This window comes from Solwaraspora sp. WMMD791 (assembly GCF_029581195.1).
Taxonomy (GTDB): Bacteria; Actinomycetota; Actinomycetes; order Mycobacteriales; family Micromonosporaceae; genus Micromonospora_E.
Genome location: NZ_CP120737.1, coordinates 1,592,106 through 1,612,842, shown reverse-complemented (window position 1 = coordinate 1,612,842; position 20,737 = coordinate 1,592,106). Strand labels below are relative to the sequence as shown.

Below are 20,737 nucleotides of genomic sequence, written 5' to 3'. Positions count from 1 at the left end.
GATAGTATGCACGGAAGTTGTGCATACTATCTTTGCAGAGCTATTGTGCAGACCATGGACGAGCAACTGTCGACGGTCTGGCTCACGGGAGACCAGGTCCGCAGCCTGGCCCACCCGCTGCGGTTGCGGCTGCTCGGCGCGCTGCGCCTGGACGGCCCGGCCACCGCCACCAGCCTCGCCCACGAGCTGGGCACCAACACCGGCGCCACCAGCTACCACCTGCGCAAACTCGCCGATGCCGGGCTGGTCCGTGAGGAGCCGGCCCGGGGCACCGGCCGGGAACGCTGGTGGCGGGCGGTGCACCAGAACACCTCGTGGCGCAATACCTCCTTCGACGACGACCCGGACGCGCGCGCCGCCGCCGACTGGCTCAACAGCTACTTCCTGCAGGTGTTCGTCCAGCGCGCCGAGGACTGGCACGCCGCCCGTGACGGCTACTCCGCCCAGTGGCGCGACGCGGCCGACTACTCCGACACCCGGCTGACTCTCACCGCCGACCAGCTGCGTCGACTCAACGCCGAGATCGCCGAGGTCGTCGAGCGTTACCGCACCGACCCTGGGCCCGGCGACGGGGCGGCCGAGCAGGTGCTGCTCTACCGGTACGCCTTCCCACGGGTCGTCAAGGGCGGCGGCGCGGACCGGGACGGGTTCGGCGGGGACGAGCCGGTCGGAGACCAGCGGTGACCGCGCTGACCGTACGCCAGATCCACCGGCGTTACCTGGTCCTGCACGGTCTGCGCTGGGCGCCCACCGGGCTGCTGATCCCGGTCACGGTGCTGCTGATGCTCGAACGTGGTCTCGCCCTGCCGCAGATCGGCCTGGTCGTCGCCGCGCAGGGGTTCACCGTACTGCTGTTGGAGTTGCCCACCGGCGGCCTGGCCGACGCGGTCGGCCGTAAGCCGGTGCTGCTCGGCGCGGCCACCGCGAACCTGGCCTCGCTGACGGTGCTCGCGGTCGCGGACTCCTTCGTCCTGTTCGTCGCCGCGCTGCTGCTGCAGGGCGTCTACCGGGCGTTGGAGAGCGGGCCCCTGGAGTCCTGGTACGTCGACGCGACGCTGACCGCCGACCCGGACGCGCGGTACGAGGACGGCCTGAGCCACGGTGGCGTGGTCGCCGGCCTGACCATCGCCGCCGGGGCCCTGACCTCCGGCGCGCTGGTGGCGCTCGGTCCGGTCGGTCCGGTCAGCGCACTGACCAGCCCGGTGGTGATCGCCGGGGCGCTGCAGGTCGTCGGCCTGCTCGGCCTGGTGCTGCTGCTGGTCGAGGTCCGTCCGGCGGCCGGGGCGTCGACGCTGGGTGCGTCGGTCCGGCAGGTGCCCGCTGTCGTGCGCGGCGCGCTGCGGCTGCTGCGGCGTTCCCGCATTCTCGTCGCGTTGATCGCGGTCGAGCTGTTCTGGGGGTTCGGCATGATCTCCTTCGAGACGCTGATGCCGGTGCGGCTGGCGGAGGTGACCGGCGAGGCTGACCGGGCGGCCGCGCTGCTCGGCCCGGTCGGCGCGGTCGCCTGGCTGGCCTCGGCCGCCGGCGCCGCGCTGGTGCCGGCGCTCAGCCGTCGGCTCGGCGCGCCGGTGACCGCCGCCGCTTTCCGTGTCCTGCAGGGGATGACCGTGGTCGCGATGGCGTTGCTCGCCGGGCCGGTCGGGGTGATCGCCGCCTATCTGGCCTGCTACGCCATCCACGGAGCGTCGAATCCGGTGCACCTGGGTCTGCTGCACCGGCAGGTGGACGGCCCGCACCGGACCAGCGTGGTGTCACTCAACTCGATGGTCGCCCAACCGGCTGGTGCCCTCGGCGGGGTGGTGCTGCTGGGTGTCGCCGGCGCCGCCTCGGTCAGCCTGGCGATGCTGGTCGGCGCGGCCGTGCTGGCGGCGGCCGCGCCGCTGTACCTGGTGGCCCGGCGCACGCGTCCGGTGTCGGACCCCGGGGCGCGACCGGTGCCGACCCCGGCGGCGGGGGTGTCGGCGTGATCTGCCTGGCGGTGCCGACCTGGTCCTACCTGGATTGGCCGAGGGCGCTGCCGGGTATGGCAGAGGCGACCCACTGAACCCCCCAGGAGGATGTCATGCTCGCCATCGTCGCGGCAGTCGTCTTTGGTTTCGCCCTGCTTCTCGACCTGCTCAACACCGATCTGGGTGCCCCGGACCTGTTCAACTGGAACACGTTGGTGCTGGTCGGGTTGCTCTGCCTGGCGCTGTTCCACGCCGGCGTCGGCCGGGGCCGCCGGTGGTCGCGGCGTCGGCGGAGCTGACCGGACGCGCCGGCTGACCGCAGGTCCCGGCTGAAGGGCCGTGACCTGGGCCGGCCCGGCCCGCCTCGGGCGGTTACCAGGCCCGGTCTCGGTGCATTTCCGGCAGCCGAGATCGGGCCGGTACTGTCTTCGTGATGGAGTCCGACGCCCTCTTCTCCTTTCCCGCTCCCGGTGGGCCGCGCCTCGCGCCGGCGGCCGCGAGCGGGGTGGTGCCAGGTGGGCTCGTCACGGCTGGCGCCGACCCTGACCCGCAGGCACCGCTGCCGGTACGGATGCGCCCGGCCAGCATCGACGAACTGGTCGGCCAGGGTCACCTGCTGGCGCCGGGTGCCCCGCTACGGCAGCTGGTGACCGGGGCGGCACCGATGTCGGTCATCCTGTGGGGCCCACCGGGCTGCGGCAAGACCACCGTCGCCCACCTGGTGGCCCGGGCCACCGACCGGCGGTTCGTCGCGATGTCGGCGCTGTCCGCCGGGGTCCGCGACGTCCGCGCCGTGATCGACGAGGCCCGTCGGCAGCGGCGCACCGGCGGGCTGCCGACCGTCCTGTTCATCGACGAGGTGCACCGCTTCAGCAAGACCCAGCAGGATTCGCTGCTGGCGGCGGTGGAGGACCGGACCGTGACGCTGCTGGCCGCCACCACGGAGAATCCCCACTTTTCGGTCATCTCGCCGTTACTGTCGCGGTGTGTCCTGCTCACCCTGCGTCCGCTCACCGACGACGCGGTCCGCGACCTGCTGCGCCGGGCGGTGACCGACCCACGTGGGCTCGGTGGCGCGCCCCGGTTGTCGGCACCGGCCGAGGACCACCTCGTCCGGCTCGCCGGCGGCGACGTCCGCAAGGCGTTGACCGCGCTGGAGGCCGCCGCTGCGGCCGCGACCGCCCGCGACGTCGACGAGATCGACCTCGACACCGCCGAGCAGGCGATCGACGTCGCCGCGGTCCGCTACGACCGCGACGGCGACGCGCACTACGACATCACCAGCGCGTTCATCAAGAGCATGCGTGGCTCCGACGTCGACGCCGCACTGCACTGGCTGGCCCGGATGCTGGTCGCGGGGGAGGACGCCCGCTTCATCGCCCGGCGCATCGTCATCTTCGCCAGCGAGGACGTCGGGATGGCGGATCCGGGTGCGCTGTCGGTGGCGACCGCCGCCGCCCACGCCGTCGAGTACGTCGGCCTGCCGGAGGCACAGCTCAACCTCGCGCAGGCGGTGATCCACCTGGCCACCGCCCCCAAGTCCAATTCGGCCACCACCGCGTTGGCCGCCGCGATCGCCGACGTACGGGCCGGCAAGGGCGGGGCGGTGCCGGCACACCTGCGCGACAGCCACTACTCCGGTGCCCGCCAGATCGGCCACGGCCGTGGCTACCGTTACCCACACGACGATCACCGTGGCGTGGTCACCCAGCAGTACCCACCCGACGAACTCGCCGGTGTCGACTACTACCGGCCGACCGAGCATGGTGCGGAGCGCGCCGTCGCCGCGCGGCTGCCGATGCTGCGTCGTATCGTGCGTGCGACATCCGGCCCGGCGTCCGACAACGCCACCGCATCCGATGACAGCGGCAGCCTGGCTGCCGGGGAGGTACACCAGTGAGAGCGCGCGGTTCTGACCGCCCGGATGCACCCGACGAGCGTCGTGAGGCCAAGGCCAAGGGCCGCCGCTGGGGCCGGGCACAGGTCGAGGAAGAGGTCAGCGGCGAGGAGACCGGCTGGCTGGACGACCTGCGTACCGCCAAGGAGCAGCAGGTCGACATCGGGCCCGGCGGTGGCGGTGACCGCCCGTCACCCGAGGGGCCGCCGCCACGCGCGCAGCGGCCCGCTCCGCCTCTGCCCGCCGGGGGAGCCGTGCCGTCGGAGGTCCGACGGTCCGAGCCGCCTGGCCCGCCCGGGCCGCCGCCCCCGAGCCGAGACCGGCACGGACCTCCGGCACAGCCACCGGCTCCGGGCGTGTCGGTTCCGCAGTCCGGCAACGCCCCACCGTTGCCGTCTGCGCGGGCGGCGACAGCCCCACCCGCTCCCGGCCGGGCTGGCGCCCGACCGGCACCGGGTCCGGGTGAGCGGCCTGGTCCGGGTGACCGGTTCGGTACGGGTGAGCGGCCGGGTCCGGGTGACCGGTTCGGTCCGGGTGAGCGGCCGGGTCCGGGCTCTGCCGAGCCGGGTCGGGGACCCTCTCCCGCGCCGACCCGTGGCGGTCGACGGCGTGCCCCGGAGCCTGACGACCCGGCCGACGCCTGGTCGGACCGCCCCGGTCCCCGCGCGGGTGCCCCCGCTGGCCAACGACACCGGGCTGGGGCGGCGCCGACGCCCGGCCCAGGGTCGCCGATCGGACCGGTGTCGCCGGCCGGCGGTGGTCCCCCGCCGGGTCGCCCCGGCACGTCACCCCCCGCCGGGCCGGTGCCGCCGGCGCCCGGCGGTCCAGGCCGCGGCCCGGTCCGCGGTGGTCTGGCCGCGCCCGTGGTACCCGGCCCCGGTGGCGCACTGCCGCCCGCTCGTGACGCTCGGCGCGACCCCTCGGCCGAGCCGCCCGGCCGCCCGGCCGCCCGCCCGGCCGGCCCCCCGCCTGCGGCCCGGGTCGGCGTGCCCAGTGCCGGTGCCGCGGCCAGAGTGCGTCCGCCGGGACACGAGGATCCACCGACCGCCGGCTACCGCGACGCGCCACCGCCCGGCGTCGGGCGGCCACCGATGCACGGCCAGCCACGGCCGTCCGCCCCCGGGCGGTTCGACCACCCGGAGCATCCGGGCGGCATGTTCACAGGTCGGCCGTCCGGTGACGGCCCACAGCGGCCCGTCTCGGGCGCCGGTGGCCCACCCCGGCCGGTCTCCGGTGCTGAAGGTCCAGGCGCTGGTGGTCCGCCCCGGCCGGTCTCCGGAGGTCCAGGCGTCGGAGGGCCCGTCTCCGGTGCCCCGCAGCGGCCTGTCTCGGGTGCCGGCGGTCCGTCCCGGCCGGTCTCCGGTGCCGGGGCGAGCGCCCCAGTGGCGCGGGCCGCCGCGGCTGCCCCGGTCCGGCCCGCCGATCAACCACCGATGCCCGGACCGGCCGGCCCGCGACCGCCGGTGGGCCCTGGGCCCACCCGAGGTGTCCCGGACGGCGGTCCGCGTCCGGGACCAGGCGCCGGTGGCCAACGCCCCGTACCCGGGTCGGCCGGTCCCCGGCCGGCACCGGACGGGCCGCGACCGGTGACCGGGGCCGCAGTCGCACCACCGGTCCACGGCGGACCCGGACGTACGTCGGCGTCGCCGGAGGATCCGACGGAGATCCGTCCCCGGGATCCGGCCGCCCTGCGCGCCACCGGACCCGTGGCCGACCGTGGCGGGCGGGCGGCGGTGGCCGCCGTACCCAGGCCGGTCGCCGGCACGGCGCACGGCGGTCCCGGGCCCGACGGACCGGGCCGGGACGGCGCCGGCCGCGACGCCGCAGGAGTCGCTGGCCCGATCCGCTCCGGCACCGGCCCGATCCGCTCCGGCACCGGCCCGGACGACGGTGCGTCGGGGCCCGACGGCGTCGCCGACGACGAGTCGACGCGGCAACAGCGTCGCCTCCGTGCGGTGGCGCTGATCATGGTCGCGGTGGTCGTCCTGGCCGCGCTTCCGCTCTACTTCGGGATCCGGGCGGCGACCCGGGATCCGGTGTTCAACTCCCTCGACCGGCTCGACGTGCCCGGCTGGGCGGCGCTGGAGAGCACCGACGCCGTCAGCGGCAGCCGGTGGTGCCTGATCGACTGCCGGTTCCGCGAGCGGACCATGACCTCCGAACGCGGCCCGGAGGAGACCGCCCAGGTCTACACGGCGGCGCTCACCGACGCGGGTTGGCTGCCGTGGAAGGTCGAACTCTGCCCGTCCCAGCCGGTCGACGGCCAGTACACCTGCTGGACCCGCGACGAACTCACGTTGGATCTGTGGGTCCGGCCGCCGGCCTGCTCGGAGGACCTGCTCGCGCAGCGACCGACGGTCGAACCGCCGGCCGGCGACGCCGCCGAGGCAGACCCGGCCGGTGAGCCGCCGGCCGCCGACGACTGCAGCGGGTCGGTGGTGTCGATCAAAGTGCGCAACGCCATCGACGACGACCGGATGAAGCCGCAACCGAGCATCGACCCGTCGTTGACGGGCGAGGATCCCGACCCGGTGTACACCGACGACCCGCTGCTGGACCTGGACGTCGAACCGTCGTGAGCGGACCCCCGTCACGGACGGTAGGGTCTGCACCGGTGGCGCCGCGTCCGGTGCGTACTGCGGCGGAGCAGCGACGACGACCGACGCTGGGTGCCGGGTGCGCGGCCGGCACGGCAGGTGGTTGGTGAACGAGGAGGACAGGCAGGCATGGACGGTGGACAGATCGCGGCACTGGTGGCCGCTGGGGCGTTCCTGATGCTCGTGCTCGTGCTGGCGGTGCCGATTCTGCGGTTGCGGCATACGGTGGACGCGGCCACCCGGGCGATCAACGACCTCAACGACCGGACCGGGCCGCTGCTCGGCCAGGTGAACGCCTCGGTCGAGAACGTGAACACCGCTCTCGGGCAGATGCACACGACTCTCGACGGCGTGAACATCCAGCTTGCCAAGATCGACACGATGACTTCGCACGCCCAGAACGTGACCGCCAACGTGGCCAATCTGGCCACTGTGGTCTCGGCCGCGGCGGCCAACCCGCTGGTGAAGGTCGCCGCCTTCGGGTACGGCGTACGTCGGGCCGCCTCCGCCCGGCGCAACGCCGAAGCCGAGCGCGACGTCCGTGCCGAGCTCAAGCAGCGACGCCGGGCGGCCCGGCGCAACGCCGGATGACGGGGAGGACGCTGTCATGAAACGCCTGCTCTGGCTCGGCGTCGGCCTCGCGGTCGGTGCGCTGGTGGTGCGCAAACTCACCCGGACCGCCCAGTCGTACACCCCGGCCGGGATCGCCTCGTCGTTGTCGGAATCCGCTGGTGGTCTGGTGGAGTCGGTCCGTACCTTCGTGGAAGACGTCCGTGACGGCATGGCCGAGCGTGAGCAACAGATCCAGGCCGCGTTCGCCGAGGGCGTGGCGTTCGATGACCAGTTCGCCGAGCTGCGGGGCGACCCCCGCATCGGCGACGACGAGATTTTCCCCCAGGAGGACGTCCGGTGAAAACGGCGGAGATCAAGCGGCGGTTCCTCGCGCATTTCGAGGCCAACGGCCACGCCGTGGTGCCGTCCGCTCCGCTGCCCGCGATCGATGACCCGAACCTGCTGTTCATCAACGCGGGCATGGTGCAGTTCGTGCCGTACTTCCTCGGCCAGCGCACCCCGCCGTTCCAGCGGGCGACGAGCGTGCAGAAGTGCATCCGGACGCCGGACATCGACGAGGTCGGCAAGACCTCGCGGCACGGCACGTTCTTCCAGATGAACGGCAACTTCTCGTTTGGCGACTACTTCAAGCAGGGCGCGATCCCGCTGGCCTGGGACCTGTCCACCAAGCCGGTGGAGCAGGGCGGGTTCGGCATGGACCCGGAGCGGATCTGGGTGACGGTCTACCTCGACGACGACGAGGCCGCCGACATCTGGCGACAGACCGGGGTGCCGGCGCAGCGGATCGTGCGCCGGGGCAACAAGGACAACTTCTGGTCCATGGGCATCCCCGGCCCGGCGGGGCCGTGCTCGGAGCTGTACTACGACCGTGGCCCGGCGTACGGGCCCGACGGCGGCCCGGAGGTCGACGAGGACCGGTTCCTGGAGTTCTGGAACCTGGTCTTCATGCAGTACGAGATCACCAACGTGCAGAGCAAAGAGGTCTTCGACATCGTCGGGGACCTGCCGAAGAAGAACATCGACACCGGCATGGGCCTGGAGCGGATCGCCTCCATCCTGCAGGGGGTGGACAACCTCTACGAGATCGACGAGGTACGCCCGATCCTGGACCGGGCCGCCCAGCTGACCGGCAAGCGGTACGGTGCCGGCTCCGGTCAGGCGGCGAGCGAGTCGCACCCCGACGACGTACGGCTGCGGGTGATCGCCGACCACGTGCGGACCTCGCTGATGCTCATCGGCGACGGGGTGACCCCGAGCAACGAGGGGCGCGGCTACGTGCTGCGCCGGATCATGCGGCGCGCGATCCGGTCGGTGCGGCTGCTCGGCTGGCAGGACCGGGCGTTGCCGGAGCTGCTGCCGGTGGCCCGCGACTGCATGGCGCCGTCGTACCCGGAGCTGGCGGCGGACTTCGAGCGGATCTCGACGTACGCCTACGCCGAGGAGGACGCCTTCCTGTCGACGCTGCGGTCCGGGACGACGATCCTGGACCTGGCCATCTCCGAGACGAAGGCGGCCGGTGGCGTCAAGCTCTCCGGCGACAAGGCGTTCCAGCTGCACGACACCTACGGTTTCCCGATCGACCTGACCTTGGAGATCGCCGCCGAGCAGGGGCTGTCGGTGGACTCCGACGGGTTCCGCCGGCTGATGTCCGAGCAGCGGGCGCGGGCGAAGGCGGACGCGCAGGCGCGTAAGACCGGGCACGTCGACATGTCGGCCTACCGGGGGGTGCTCGACGCCGGTGGGGCGGTGGAGTTCACCGGGTACGCCGAGGTCGCGCGGGAGTCGCGGGTGCGGGCGATGCTCGGCGCGGGCGGCGTGTCGCTGCCGGTGGCGGGCGAGGGCGACGTGGTCGAGCTGGTGCTCGACAGTACGCCGTTCTACGCCGAGGGCGGTGGCCAGCAGCCGGACACCGGTCGGCTGACCGTGGGCGCCGGCGAGGTCGAGATCTTCGACGTCCAGTCCCCGGTGCCGGGGCTGGTCGTGCACAAGGCGCGGGTGGTCCGTGGCGAGGTGCGCACGGGGGAGACCGGGTACGCCGAGATCGACATCGCGCGTCGACGGGCGATCTCGCGGTCGCACACCGCGACCCACCTGGTGCACCAGACGATGCGCAACTTCCTTGGTGAGTCGGCCACCCAGGCGGGTTCGCTGAACGCGCCGGGTCGGCTGCGGTTCGACTTCAACACCCCCGGCGCGGTGCCGCCGTCGGTGCTGGTCGACATCGAGCAGCAGGTCAACGAGGTGCTGCTGCGCGACCTGGAGGTCAACGCGTTCATCACCTCGCAGGAGGAGGCGCGGCGGCTCGGCGCGATGGCGCTGTTCGGCGAGAAGTACGGCGACGAGGTGCGGGTGGTCGAGGTCGGCGACTACGCCCGGGAACTGTGCGGCGGCACCCATGTCACCCGCTCCGGTCAGCTCGGCCTGGTCAAGATCTTGTCCGAGTCGTCGATCGGTTCCGGGGTCCGGCGGGTGGAGGCCCTGGTCGGGATCGACGCGTTCAACTTCCTGGCCCGGGAGCATCTGCTGGTCGCCCGGCTGGCCGAGCTGTACCGGGTGCCGTCCGAGCAGGTGGCCGACCGGGTGCAGCAGACCGTCACCCAACTGCGCGACGCGGAGAAGGAGCTGGAGGAGCTGCGGGCGCAGTTGGTGCTGGGCGGCGCGGCGGCGCTCGCGGCACAGGCCCGTGACCTGCGTGGGGTGGCGTACGTCGGCACCGAGGCGCCCGACGGCGCTGCCGGCAACGACGTCCGCACCCTGGCTCAGGAGATCCGGGGCAAGATCGATCCGTCGCGTCCGGGGGTGGTCGCGGTGGTGGCCCGCTCCAACGGCAAGGCGTCGCTCGTGGTGGCGGTGAACGCGGCTGCCAAGGCCCGTGGCGTGGTCGCCGCCGATCTGGTCAAGGGCGCGCTGCACGGCCGGGGCGGCGGCAACGCCGACCTGGCCCAGGGTGGTGGCCTGCCGTCGGCGGAGGCGGCGAGCCTGCTGGACGCGGTCGAGAAGGCGATCGCCGAGGCGCCGTGACCCGGGCGGAGACGGGCGGGTCGGCGACGTACGGGTTCGTCCGCGGTCGCCGGCTCGGGGTGGACGTGGGTCAGGTCCGGGTCGGGCTGGCGATCAGCGATCCGGACGGCATCCTGGCCACTCCGTTGCTGACGGTGCAGCGCGACCTGTCGACCGCCGGTACTGGGGACCCTCCCGTTCCGGCCGATATTGCCAGAATTGTCCAGATAGTCAGCGAACATGAGGTACGGGAGGTTATCGTCGGCCTGCCGGTGAACCTCGCCGGTCGTCACGGCCCGGCGGCCGATGCCGTCAGCGCGTACGCCCGCTCACTGAGCGTGGCGATTTCGCCGATTCCGGTCCTGATGACCGACGAAAGGATGTCGACGGTGGTCGCTAGCCGTAGGCTGTCGGAGCGGGGCGTACGAGGACGGCGCCAGCGCGCGGTGGTGGACCAGGCAGCCGCCGTGGAGATCCTGCAGAGCTGGCTGGACGCGCAGCGGAGGCGGATGTGATGATCGACGAACTGGACCTCGCCTTCGAGGACCGGGCCGACAAGGGCCGGCACCGTCGTGGCGCGCGCCGCAAGTCCTCGGGCGGCGGCGGTCGCGGCAAGACCGTCGCGGCTCTGCTGGTCACCCTGCTGATGCTCGGTGTGCTCGGCGGTGGTGTCTGGTACGGCTTCGACCGGCTGCAGAACTACTTCGCCACCCCCGACTACGACGGCGGCGGCACCGGCCAGGTTGTCGTGCAGGTCCGTCCCGGTGACTCCGCCACCGACATCGGCAACACCCTGGTCGAAGCCGGGGTGATCAAGAGCACCAAGGCCTTCACCAACGAGGCGCGCTCGAACTCCCGCAGCCAGAACATCCAACCGGGCTTCTACAACCTGCGTCTGGAGATGAGTGCGGCGACCGCGCTGAGTCTGCTGCTCGACCTGGAGAACAAGATCTCCAACCGGGTCACCATCCCGGAGGGGCGCACCGCCAAGCAGATCTACCAGGCGCTGGCCGAAGCGACCGACATCCCGGCCGAGGAGTTCGCCGCCGCGGCGCAGGACCCCCTGGCTCTCGGCGTGCCCGACTGGTGGCTCACCCGGACCGACGGCGAGCAGGTCACCGCGTCGGCGGAGGGCTTCCTCTTCCCCGACACCTACGAGTTCGACCCGAACGTCACCGCCCCGGAGATCCTCAAACTGATGGTCGACCGGTTCCTCACCGTCACCGGCGAGATGGAGTACGCCGAACAGGTCCAGGCGGAGCGGGGCGGGATCAGCCCGTACGAGGCGTTGATCGTGGCGTCGCTGGCCCAGGCCGAGGCCGGCATCGCCGAGGATCTCGCCAAGGTCGCCCGGGTGGCGTACAACCGGGTCTACAGCGAGACCTTCCCCTGCAGTTGTCTGCAGTTCGACGTGACGGTCAACTACTACTGGGAGCTGACCGGCAAGCCGACCAAGGCGTCCAAGGACATGACCCGGGAGGAGCTGTACGACGCGAACAACCCGTACAGCACCCATGCCCACAGCGGGCTGCCGCCCACGCCGATCAACAACCCGGGCAAGGCCGCACTCGAAGGGTCGGTCAACCCGCCGGACGAGGACTGGGTCTACTTCGTCGCCATCGACAAGGAGGGCCGTTCGGCGTTCGCCGAGACGCTCGACCAGCACAACCAGAACATCGAGATCGCCCGGCAGAATGGCATCCTCTGACCTGCCCGGCGGATCCCGGGCCGGGATCCGCCCGGTCGACCGGCACCGGGCCGCGGTGCTCGGCACGCCGATCGCGCACTCGCTCTCCCCGGTGATCCACAACGCGGGGTACCGGGCCGCCGGGTTGACCGACTGGCACTACACCGCGATCGAGTGCGCCGAGTCGCAGCTGCCCGACCTGATCGCCGGCCTGGGCCCGCAGTGGGCCGGGCTGTCGATCACCATGCCGCTCAAGGAGACGGCGCTCGCGGTGGCCGACCGGGCCACGCCGGTGGCGGCCGCGGTCGGGGCGGCCAACACGCTGGTACGCCGGCCCGACGGCACCTGGTCGGCCGACAACACCGACGTCGGCGGCATGGTGTCGGTGCTGCGGGAGGCCGGCGTCACCGCCGGGGCGCGGTTCACCATCCTCGGTGCCGGCGGTACCGCGCGGGCCGCGTTGGCCGCCGCCGCCGCCCTCGGGGCCGGTCCGACACGGGTGGTGGCCCGACGGGCGGCGGCGATCGCCGACCTGGCCCCGGTCGCCGAGTCCGTCGGGCTCGCGGTCGCCGGCGTCGCCTGGGACGACCACGAGGCCCTCGCCGAGGTCGCCGACGTGGTGGTGTCGACGGTGCCCAAAGGTGTCGCCGACCCGCTCGCCGGCCTGCTGGGCTGGACGCCGGCGACGGTCTGCTTCGACGCCATCTACGACCCCTGGCCGACCCCGCTGGCCACGGCGGCGGGCGCCGCCGGCTGTCGCGTCGTCTCCGGCCTCGATCTGCTGCTCGCCCAGGCCATCGGCCAGTTCGAACAGTTCACCGGGGTCACCGCGCCGGTGTCGGCGATGCGGACGGCGCTGCACGCCGCCCGGTCAGCCGGGGTCGCGCCGGGTCAGCGTCAGCACGGCGACGAGTGACAACCCGGCCGCGCCGCAGATGATCAGCGCCATCGGCAGCGCGTCGCCGGTGCCGGCCAGCCCGACCAGCGGCGCGGCCAGCGCGCCGATCCCGGAACCGGTGGCACCCAGCAGCGCGGCGGCGGTCCCGGCATGGCGGGCGTGGTGCTCCAACGCCAACGCGGTGCCGTTGGGCATCAGCATCCCGATGGTGGCGACGTACACCGCCAGCGGCACCAGCACCAGGACCAGCGCGCCGGTGCCTGCCCCGGCGACCAGCAGCCCGGCGGCGGTCAGCCCGGCGACCAGCGCGCCGACGAACAGCCGGCGTGGCCCGTACCGGCCCACCAGCCGGGCGTTGAGCTGGCCGAGACCGATCAACCCGATCGCGTTGACCCCGAACACCACGCTGTACGCGACGGCGGACAGTCCGAACCCGTCCTGCAGCACGTACGGCGACCCGGCGATGTAGGTGAACAGTCCGGCGAAGGCCAGGCCCTGGGTCAGCGCGTAGCCGACGAAGGCACGGTCGGTCAGCAGCAGGCGCACCGACCGGGCGGTCCCGGCCAGCCCGTCGGGGTTGCGACGCGCCGCCGGAAGGGTCTCCGGCAGCCAACGGGCGAGCACGACGGCGAGCAGCGCGGCGATCACCGCCAGGGCGACGAAGATCCCCCGCCAGGAGGTGAACCGGAGCACCACCGCCCCGAGTGCCGGCGCGGCGATCGGCGCCACCCCGAAAATGATCAACAGGCGGGAGAAGAACCGCACCGCGTCGGCGCCGGAGTAGAGGTCACGCACGACGGCCCGGGCGACCACCACCCCGATGCCGCCGGCGAAGCCCTGCACCAGGCGCAGCCCGGCGAGCGCCTCGGCGGTCGGTGCCAGCGCGCAGGCCAGGCTGACCACGACGTAGCCGGCCGTGCCCACCAGCACCGGCCGCCGCCGGCCCCACCGGTCGCTGAGCGGCCCGCCGACCAGCTGACCGAGGGCGACGCCGATCAGACAGGCGGTCAGCGACAGCTGCACCCGCGACGGCGCCGCACCGAGGTCGTCGCTGATCGCCGGGAACGCCGGCAGGTACATGTCGATCGACAGCGGACCGACCGCGGTGACCGCACCCAGCAGGACGAGCAGCGCCGCCGGTCGGCGGCGGACGTCGTACGGCACGGTGGCCACCCCCCGGAATCCCACCAACCGTACGGTAGGTCGGGCCGGCCGCCGTCTCGTGGGGCGTCACGCCGCGGTGTCCGGCGGGGCGTGCCTGCCGCGTCACGCCCCGGTGTCCGGAGGGCGGGACGGGCGCGCCGCGCCGTGCCGCCCACCGGCCCGGTCGTGGCAGACTTTCCGACGTGTTGCGCTGGCTGACTGCAGGTGAATCCCATGGCCCCGCGCTGGTGGCCCTCCTCGAAGGCGTTCCCGCCGGCGTCGAGGTGACCAGCGCCGACATCGGCCGCGAGCTGGCCCGCCGCCGACTCGGCTACGGCCGAGGTGCGCGGATGGCCTTCGAACAGGACGAGATCGAGATCATCGGCGGCCTGCGGCACGGAGTGACGTTGGGCAGCCCGGTCGCGATCCGGGTCGGCAACTCGGAGTGGCCGAAGTGGCGCACGGTGATGGCCGCCGATCCGGTCGACCCGGACGAGCTGGCCGGACAGGCCCGCAACGCCCCGTTGACCCGGCCCCGCCCGGGGCACGCCGACCTGGCCGGGATGCAGAAGTACGGCCACACCGACGCCCGGCCGATCCTGGAGCGGGCCAGCGCCCGGGAGACCGCGGCCCGGGTCGCGGTCGGTACGGTCGCCCGGGCGCTGTGCCGCCAGGCGCTCGGCATCGAGATCGTCTCGCACGTGGTCGAGCTGGGGTCGGTCGCGGCCAAGCCGGGGCTGCAGCCGACCCCGGCCGACGCCGAACGGGTCGACGCCGACCCGCTGCGCTGTCTGGACCCGGAGGCCAGCGCCCGGATGGTCGCCGAGGTCGACGCGGCGAAGTCCGACGCCGACACCCTCGGCGGCATCGTGGAGGTGCTCGCCTACGGCGTACCGCCGGGGCTGGGCAGTCATGTGCAGTGGGACCGCAAGCTCGACGCCCGGCTCGCCACCGCGCTGATGTCGATCCAGGCGATCAAGGGTGTGGAGATCGGTGACGCCTGGCAGCAGGCCCGCTCGCGCGGCTCGGTGGCCCACGACGAGATCATCCCCACCGCGTCGGGGGTCCGGCGGGTGACCGATCGGGCCGGTGGCCTGGAGGGTGGCATCAGCACCGGTGAGCCACTGCGGGTACGGGCGGCGATGAAGCCGATCTCGTCGCTGAACCGGTCACTGTCGACGGTGGACGTCGCCACGGGTGAGCCGGCGACGGCGATCAACCAGCGTTCCGACGTCTGTGCCGTCCCGGCGGCGGCGGTGGTGGCCGAGTCGATGGTGGCGCTGGTGCTCGCCGAGGCGCTGACCGAGAAGTTCGGCGGTGACTCGGTCGCCGAGATCCGCCGCAACCTCGGCGGCTACCTGGACCACCTGGTGATCCGCTGATGGCACCGGTGTGTGTGCTGGTCGGCGCGCCCGGGGCCGGCAAGACCAGCACCGGCGAGGCGTTGGCCGCGCTGCTGGGCTGCGAGTTCCGCGACACCGACACGGAGATCGTCGCCGCCGCCGGCAAACCCATCCCGGAGATCTTCGTCGACGACGGGGAGGCGCACTTCCGGGAGTTGGAGCAGACCGCCGTCCGCGACGCGCTGCGCACCTGCGCCGGGGTGCTGGCCCTGGGCGGCGGTGCGGTCCTGGCCGAGGCGAACCGGGCGCTGCTGGCCGGGCAGACGGTGGTCTACCTGAGCGTCGAGCTGGCCGACGCGGCCCGTCGGGTCGGGCTCGGCGCCGGTCGCCCGTTGCTGGCGCTCAACCCCCGGGCGACCCTCAAACACCTGATGGAGCAGCGCCGGCCGCTGTACGAACAGGTCGCCACCCACCAGGTGGTCACCGACGGCCGGACCCCGCAGGAGGTCGCCGAGGAGATCGCGACGCTGCTGCGGGCCGCCGCCGACGCCGGACAGCGACTAGGCTCGGCATCGATGGACACCACGACCCGTATCCCGGTGCCCGGTGACCGCCCGTACGACGTACTGGTCGGCCGGGGCCTGCTCGACACGCTTCCCACGCTGCTGCCCGGCGCGCACCGGGTGGCGGTGCTGCACGCGCCCCCGCTGAAGGCGCACGCCGACCGGATCGCCGCGGCGTGCGCCGCCGCCGGGTCGCAGCCACTGCTGATCGAGGTGCCCGACGCCGAGGCCGGCAAGTCGATCGACGTGGCGGCACAGGCCTGGGTGACCCTGGGCGAGGCCGGCTTCACCCGTACCGACGCGGTGGTCGGGGTCGGCGGCGGTGCGGTGACCGACCTGGCCGGCTTCGTCGCCGCCTGTTGGCTGCGCGGGGTCCGGTGGGTGCCGGTCGCGACCAGCCTGCTCGGCATGGTCGACGCCGCCGTCGGCGGCAAGACCGGGATCAACACGGCCGCCGGCAAGAACCTGGTCGGGTCCTTCCACCCGCCGGCCGGGGTGATCTGCGACCTGGACCTGCTGGCCAGCCTGCCGGCGACCGACCTGGTGGCCGGGCTGGCCGAGGTGGTCAAGTGCGGGTTCATCGCCGACCCGGCGATCCTGGAGCTGATCGAGCGGGATCCGGCGGCCGCCACCGACGCCACCGGCGCGTCGGTGCGGGAGCTGATCGAGCGCGCTGTCCGGGTCAAGGCCGACGTGGTCGGTGGCGACCTTCGGGAGTCCGGGGTACGGGAGGTCCTCAACTACGGGCACACGCTGGCGCACGCGATCGAGAAGGTCGAGGGCTACCGGTGGCGGCACGGGCACGCCGTCTCGGTCGGCCTGGTGTACGCGGCGACGCTGGCCCGGCAGGTCGGCCGGCTCGACGCCGAGGTCGCCGACCGGCACCTGGCGGTGCTCACCGCGCTGGGGCTGCCGACCACGTACCGGGCCGACGCCTGGCCGGACCTGTTGGCCGCCATGCGGGTGGACAAGAAGGCGCGGGGCGCCCGGCTGCGACTGGTGGTGCTCGACGGGCTGGCCCGCCCAGGGATCCTCGACGGACCGGACGACGAGACGTTGGCGCGGGCGTACCGGTCGGTGGCCGGCTCGTGAAGGCGTACGTGTTGAACGGGCCGAACCTGGGCCGGCTCGGCAGCCGTCAGGTCGATGTCTACGGTCAGGTCAGCTACGCCGACCTGGTGACGATGTGCGTCGAGACCGGGCGGCAGGTCGGTCTCGACGTCGAGGTGCGCCAGACCGACGCCGAGCACGAGATGCTCGGCTGGTTGCACGCCGCAGCCGACGCCGAGGCGGCGGTGGTGCTCAACCCGGGCGCGTGGTCGCACTATTCGTACGCGGTCCGCGACGCCTGCGCGATGCTGCGGGGTCCGCTGATCGAGGTGCACATTTCCAACATCCACGCCAGGGAGCAGTTCCGGCACCACTCGGTGGTGTCGGCGGTGGCGACCGGGGTGATCTGCGGACTCGGAGTGGACGGTTACCAGTTGGCGCTGCGGCACATCGCCCAGCTCGCCGCAGGCCGACCTGAGGCGACGACGTCGGACCGATAGACTTGGCAGGTCCGTCCGCCAATTGAAGATCAAGGCAGGAAATGGCCACCACCAACGACCTGAAGAACGGGCTGGTTCTCAACCTCGACGGCGAGCTGTGGTCCGTCGTCGAATTCCAGCACGTCAAGCCCGGCAAGGGCGGCGCCTTCGTGCGCACCACCCTGAAGAACGTGCTCTCCGGCAAGGTCGTCGACAAGACCTTCAACGCGGGCACCAAGGTCGACACCGCGACCGTCGACAAGCGGACCATGCAGTACCTGTACGCCGACGGCGAGGACTTCGTCTTCATGGATCTGGAGACCTACGACCAGATCACCGTCGCGGGCGGTACGGTCGGCGAGGCCGCGAACTACCTGTTGCCCGAGGCCGAGGCGATCGTGGCGACCCACGAGGGCGTGCCGCTCTACATCGAGCTGCCGACCAGCGTGATCCTCGAGGTGACCTACACCGAGCCGGGGCTGCAGGGGGACCGGTCGACCGGGGGCAACAAGCCGGCGACGGTGGAGACCGGCGCGACGGTGCAGGTGCCGCTGTTCATCACCACCGGTGAGAAGATCAAGGTCGACACGCGCGACGGCCGCTACCTCGGCCGCGCCTGATGGCCGAGGGTCCGAAGACCTCGATGCCGGCGCGCCGCAAGGCGCGTAAGCGGGCCCTCGACGTGCTCTACGAGGCGGACCTGCGGGACATCCCGCCGGAGCAGGTGCTGGTCGGCTACGTCGCCCGGTTGTCACCGCGCCCGGAGCACCTCGACTACGCGATCGGTCTGGTGGAGGGCGTTTCCCGGCACCGCAGCCGGATCGACGAGCTGATCGGCAGCTATGCCGAGGGGTGGACGCTGGAACGGATGCCGGTGGTCGACCGCAACCTGGCCCGCATTGCCGTGTTCGAGTTGCTCTACGTCGACGAGATCGACGACCCGGTGGCCATCACCGAGGCGGTGGAACTGGCCCGGCAGATGTCGACCGACGATTCGCCACGGTTCCTCAACGGGTTGCTGGACCGGATCGCCGAGTACACCCCGCACTAGGCGGCCGTGCCGTCTCCGGCTGTCCGGGCCACGTCGGCGAGCTGGCGTTCGCTGCCGTGCTGTCCCGTAGGCGACGGGGTCCGATCCCGCAGGATCGGACCCCGTCGCCGTGTGGTGTGCCGGCTGGCGTCAGGAGGCGAAGAACGCCCGGGGGTCGGCGACCAGTACGCCGTGCTCGTTCAGCCGTTCGATCAGGCCGGACGGCGACGAGTCGTACACGATCGCCAGGGCGCGCAGGTCGTCGGCGCGGATGGAGAGCACCCGACCGTTGTAGTCGCCACGCTGCTGCTGGATCGCCCGGGCGTACCGGGCGACGTAGGCGAGGTCGTCGGCGACCTCGTCGTACAGCCGCTCCAGGTCCAGGACGATCTTGCTGGTGGGTTCGTGGCGTACCCCGCTGCCGTCGGGCAGCAGTTCCGACACCGGAACCCGGTAGAAGTCGGCCAGCTCAGCCAGGCGGGAGACGGTGACAGCCCGGTCCCCACGCTCGTAGGAACCGACGACGACAGCCTTCCAACGCCCGTTCGACTTCTCCTCCACCCCCTGCAGGGACAGCCCCTGCTGCTGACGGATGGAGCGCAGGCGGGCGCCCAACGACTTGGCGTACTCAGAGGGCATACGGACTCTCCCAGTGCTTTGCCCGGGGCTTTCCCCAGCGATCGCTACGGAGCGTGACGGTACGGCGGTTCGCAAGCGCGGTCAAGTGGTGAATAGTAATGAGTGAGCAAGATCGTAACGACTTGCCCGGAATTTCGTCCTACTGATGCGACACTCAGCGCCCCTGATCGGGACGACCGGTGGACGCTGGTAACGTTCGGCGTGACCGCTGACCAGCCGGGTGCCCGGCTGGCGGTGCCCCCGACGTCCTTTAACGACCCGTCCCGTGAGGCGGGGAAGGAGGTCCGCTGTGGCCTACCCATCGGCCACCCAATCACCGGCGACGATGCCACCGTCCGTAAAGTGCATCCTGACCAGCGCAGACATTGCGCGAACCGTCGACCGGATCGCCCATCAGGTGCTGGAGAAGACCAGCGGCGCGCAGCGCACCGTACTGCTCGGAATTCCCACCCGGGGCATTCCGCTCGCCCGTCGCCTGGCCGACCGGATCCGGACCTTCGAGGGCGTCGACGTCCCCGTCGGTGTGCTGGATATCACTCTTTACCGGGACGATCTGCGACTCAAGGCGACCCGGGCCGTCGGCCCCACCGATCTGCCCCCGGCCGGCATCGACGGGCAACGGGTGATCCTGGTCGACGACGTCCTCTATTCGGGCCGGACGGTACGCGCGGCCCTGGACGCGATCAGTGACCTCGGCCGGCCCAGCTCGGTCCAGCTGGCGGTCCTGGTCGACCGGGGGCACCGCGAGCTGCCGATCCGCGCCGACTACGTGGGCAAGAACATCCCGACCGCGCTGACCGAGAACGTCAAGGTGCTGCTCGCCGAGACCGACGGCACCGACGAGGTACGGCTGTTCAGCTCGCCGGGTCCGACGGCGCAGGACCCGGCACCGACGCGGGACGGGAGCCACCGATGATCCGACACCTGCTGTCCGGCGCCGACCTGGACGCCGCCACCGCCACCCGGATCCTGGACACCGCGGTCGAGCTTGCCTCGCTGGCCGGCCGGGAGGTCAAGAAGTTGCCGACCCTGCGCGGACGGACCGTGGTCAACCTCTTCTACGAGGACTCCACCCGGACCCGGATCTCGTTCGAGGCCGCTGCCAAGCGCCTCTCCGCCGACGTGATCAACTTCTCGGCCAAGGGTTCCAGCGTCTCCAAGGGCGAGAGCCTCAAGGACACCGCGCTCACCCTGCAGGCGATGGGGGCCGACGCGGTGGTGATCCGCCACCCCGCGTCCGGGGCACCGCACCGGCTCGCCAACTGGGTCGACGGTTCGGTCGTCAACGCCGGTGACGGCACCCACGAGCACCCGACGCAGGCACTGCTCGACGCGTACACCGTCCGGGCCCGGCTGGGCCGCCTCGCCGGCCTGCACGTGGTGATCGTCGGCGACGTGCTGCACAGCCGGGTGGCCCGCTCCAACGTGCTGTTGCTGACCACTCTCGGTGCCAAGGTCACCCTGGTGGGGCCGCCGCCGCTGATCCCGGTCGACATCGCCACCGCGCTCGCCTCCGGGGTCGGCGTCGGCTACGACCTGGACACCGTGCTGCCCACCGCCGACGTGGTGATGATGCTGCGGGTGCAGCACGAACGGATGGCCGACTCCTACTTTCCGTCGGCCCGGGAGTACTCCCGCCGGTACGGCCTCGACGGTGCCAGGATGCGCCGACTGCCCGACCACGCCATCGTGATGCACCCCGGCCCGATGAACCGGGGCATGGAGATATCCGCCGACGTGGCCGATTCGCCCCGGTCGACGATCGTGGAACAGGTCGCCAACGGGGTAAGCGTCCGGATGGCCGTGCTCTACCTGCTGCTGGGTGGTCGCGGCGCATGAGCCACGAGGGTCACCCGCACCAGTCACCCCGATCGCACCAGCACCTCCGA

20 protein-coding genes and 1 pseudogene are annotated in these 20,737 nt (G+C 72.5%); 19 read left to right on the top strand and 2 right to left on the bottom strand.

The window, feature by feature from the left end; genetic code table 11:
• The first annotated feature begins 54 nt into the window (after nucleotides 1-54).
• The 11 genes from O7623_RS06915 to O7623_RS06865 all read left to right on the top strand — a co-directional run bounded on the left by O7623_RS06915 (nucleotide 55) and on the right by O7623_RS06865 (nucleotide 12,619).
• On the top strand, nucleotides 55-684 hold the full coding sequence (locus O7623_RS06915) for a winged helix-turn-helix domain-containing protein (protein ID WP_282227757.1): 630 nt from the start codon (nucleotides 55-57) through the stop codon (nucleotides 682-684).
• The gene (locus tag O7623_RS06910) at nucleotides 681-1,967 is read left to right on the top strand and encodes an MFS transporter (RefSeq protein ID WP_282227756.1); all 1,287 of its coding nucleotides are present in this window, start codon (nucleotides 681-683) and stop codon (nucleotides 1,965-1,967) included. The genes O7623_RS06915 and O7623_RS06910 overlap by 4 nt, the downstream gene beginning before the upstream one ends.
• Nucleotides 1,968-2,062: 95 nt before the next feature.
• Nucleotides 2,063-2,248 carry a hypothetical protein gene (locus tag O7623_RS06905; RefSeq protein WP_282227755.1) on the top strand — a complete coding sequence of 62 codons (186 nt, stop codon included), beginning with the start codon at nucleotides 2,063-2,065 and terminating at the stop codon, nucleotides 2,246-2,248.
• 134 nt (nucleotides 2,249-2,382) lie between these two features.
• Nucleotides 2,383-3,849 (top strand): replication-associated recombination protein A, encoded by a 1,467-nt coding sequence (locus O7623_RS06900; RefSeq protein WP_282227754.1) that lies wholly within the window; start codon nucleotides 2,383-2,385, stop codon nucleotides 3,847-3,849.
• Nucleotides 3,850-5,432: 1,583 nt separating this feature from the next.
• Nucleotides 5,433-6,425, top strand: coding sequence for a hypothetical protein (locus O7623_RS06895; RefSeq protein ID WP_282227753.1), 993 nt, complete (start codon nucleotides 5,433-5,435; stop codon nucleotides 6,423-6,425).
• Nucleotides 6,426-6,572: 147 nt separating this feature from the next.
• Nucleotides 6,573-7,034 (top strand): DUF948 domain-containing protein, encoded by a 462-nt coding sequence (locus O7623_RS06890; protein ID WP_282227752.1) that lies wholly within the window; start codon nucleotides 6,573-6,575, stop codon nucleotides 7,032-7,034.
• A 16-nt stretch (nucleotides 7,035-7,050) separates the two neighbouring features.
• Complete coding sequence (locus O7623_RS06885) at nucleotides 7,051-7,356, top strand: hypothetical protein (protein ID WP_282227751.1); 306 nt, start codon at nucleotides 7,051-7,053, stop codon at nucleotides 7,354-7,356.
• Nucleotides 7,353-10,037 (top strand): alanine--tRNA ligase, encoded by a 2,685-nt coding sequence (gene alaS / locus O7623_RS06880; protein WP_282227750.1) that lies wholly within the window; start codon nucleotides 7,353-7,355, stop codon nucleotides 10,035-10,037. Before O7623_RS06885 ends, alaS begins: the two co-directional genes overlap by 4 nt.
• Nucleotides 10,034-10,531: a Holliday junction resolvase RuvX gene (gene ruvX, locus O7623_RS06875; protein WP_282227749.1), complete on the top strand. Its 498-nt coding sequence runs from the start codon at nucleotides 10,034-10,036 to the stop codon at nucleotides 10,529-10,531. The genes alaS and ruvX overlap by 4 nt, the downstream gene beginning before the upstream one ends.
• Complete coding sequence (mltG, locus tag O7623_RS06870) at nucleotides 10,531-11,724, top strand: endolytic transglycosylase MltG (protein WP_282227748.1); 1,194 nt, start codon at nucleotides 10,531-10,533, stop codon at nucleotides 11,722-11,724. The genes ruvX and mltG overlap by 1 nt, the downstream gene beginning before the upstream one ends.
• A complete protein-coding gene (locus O7623_RS06865; protein WP_282227747.1) occupies nucleotides 11,711-12,619 on the top strand; it encodes a shikimate dehydrogenase in 909 nt (302 codons plus the stop codon). Before mltG ends, O7623_RS06865 begins: the two co-directional genes overlap by 14 nt.
• On the opposite strand, the gene O7623_RS06860 is transcribed toward O7623_RS06865, so the two are convergent.
• A complete protein-coding gene (locus O7623_RS06860) occupies nucleotides 12,575-13,789 on the bottom strand; it encodes a multidrug effflux MFS transporter (protein ID WP_282227746.1) in 1,215 nt (404 codons plus the stop codon). The two genes, O7623_RS06865 and O7623_RS06860, sit on opposite strands and share 45 nt — an antisense overlap.
• Nucleotides 13,790-13,947: 158 nt before the next feature.
• Here O7623_RS06860 and aroC point away from each other — a divergent pair, with 158 nt between their 5' ends.
• The 6 genes and pseudogenes from aroC (at nucleotide 13,948) to nusB (ending at nucleotide 18,230) form a co-directional block, all read left to right on the top strand.
• Nucleotides 13,948-15,126, top strand: coding sequence for a chorismate synthase (gene aroC / locus O7623_RS06855; protein WP_282227745.1), 1,179 nt, complete (start codon nucleotides 13,948-13,950; stop codon nucleotides 15,124-15,126).
• A pseudogene (locus tag O7623_RS06850) lies at nucleotides 15,126-15,626 on the top strand (shikimate kinase); the annotation flags it as partial. The gene aroC and the pseudogene O7623_RS06850, both read left to right, overlap by 1 nt.
• Nucleotides 15,627-15,662: 36 nt before the next feature.
• On the top strand, nucleotides 15,663-16,742 hold the full coding sequence (gene aroB, locus O7623_RS06845) for a 3-dehydroquinate synthase (protein ID WP_282229340.1): 1,080 nt from the start codon (nucleotides 15,663-15,665) through the stop codon (nucleotides 16,740-16,742).
• On the top strand, nucleotides 16,739-17,200 hold the full coding sequence (gene aroQ, locus O7623_RS06840) for a type II 3-dehydroquinate dehydratase (RefSeq protein WP_282227744.1): 462 nt from the start codon (nucleotides 16,739-16,741) through the stop codon (nucleotides 17,198-17,200). The genes aroB and aroQ overlap by 4 nt, the downstream gene beginning before the upstream one ends.
• 41 nt (nucleotides 17,201-17,241) lie before the next feature.
• Nucleotides 17,242-17,799 carry an elongation factor P gene (gene efp / locus O7623_RS06835; RefSeq protein ID WP_282227743.1) on the top strand — a complete coding sequence of 186 codons (558 nt, stop codon included), beginning with the start codon at nucleotides 17,242-17,244 and terminating at the stop codon, nucleotides 17,797-17,799.
• 23 nt (nucleotides 17,800-17,822) lie between these two features.
• Nucleotides 17,823-18,230 (top strand): transcription antitermination factor NusB, encoded by a 408-nt coding sequence (gene nusB / locus O7623_RS06830; protein WP_282229339.1) that lies wholly within the window; start codon nucleotides 17,823-17,825, stop codon nucleotides 18,228-18,230.
• 129 nt (nucleotides 18,231-18,359) lie between these two features.
• On the opposite strand, the gene O7623_RS06825 is transcribed toward nusB, so the two are convergent.
• Complete coding sequence (locus O7623_RS06825; RefSeq protein WP_282227742.1) at nucleotides 18,360-18,848, bottom strand: transcriptional regulator; 489 nt, start codon at nucleotides 18,846-18,848, stop codon at nucleotides 18,360-18,362.
• Nucleotides 18,849-19,173: 325 nt separating this feature from the next.
• Here O7623_RS06825 and pyrR point away from each other — a divergent pair, with 325 nt between their 5' ends.
• Together pyrR and O7623_RS06815 are read left to right on the top strand one after the other, a co-directional pair.
• Nucleotides 19,174-19,764, top strand: a complete 591-nt coding sequence (pyrR, locus tag O7623_RS06820; RefSeq protein WP_282227741.1) for a bifunctional pyr operon transcriptional regulator/uracil phosphoribosyltransferase PyrR — start codon at nucleotides 19,174-19,176, stop codon at nucleotides 19,762-19,764.
• A complete protein-coding gene (locus tag O7623_RS06815; protein WP_282227740.1) occupies nucleotides 19,761-20,687 on the top strand; it encodes an aspartate carbamoyltransferase catalytic subunit in 927 nt (308 codons plus the stop codon). The genes pyrR and O7623_RS06815 overlap by 4 nt, the downstream gene beginning before the upstream one ends.
• Nucleotides 20,688-20,737: the final 50 nt, after the last annotated feature.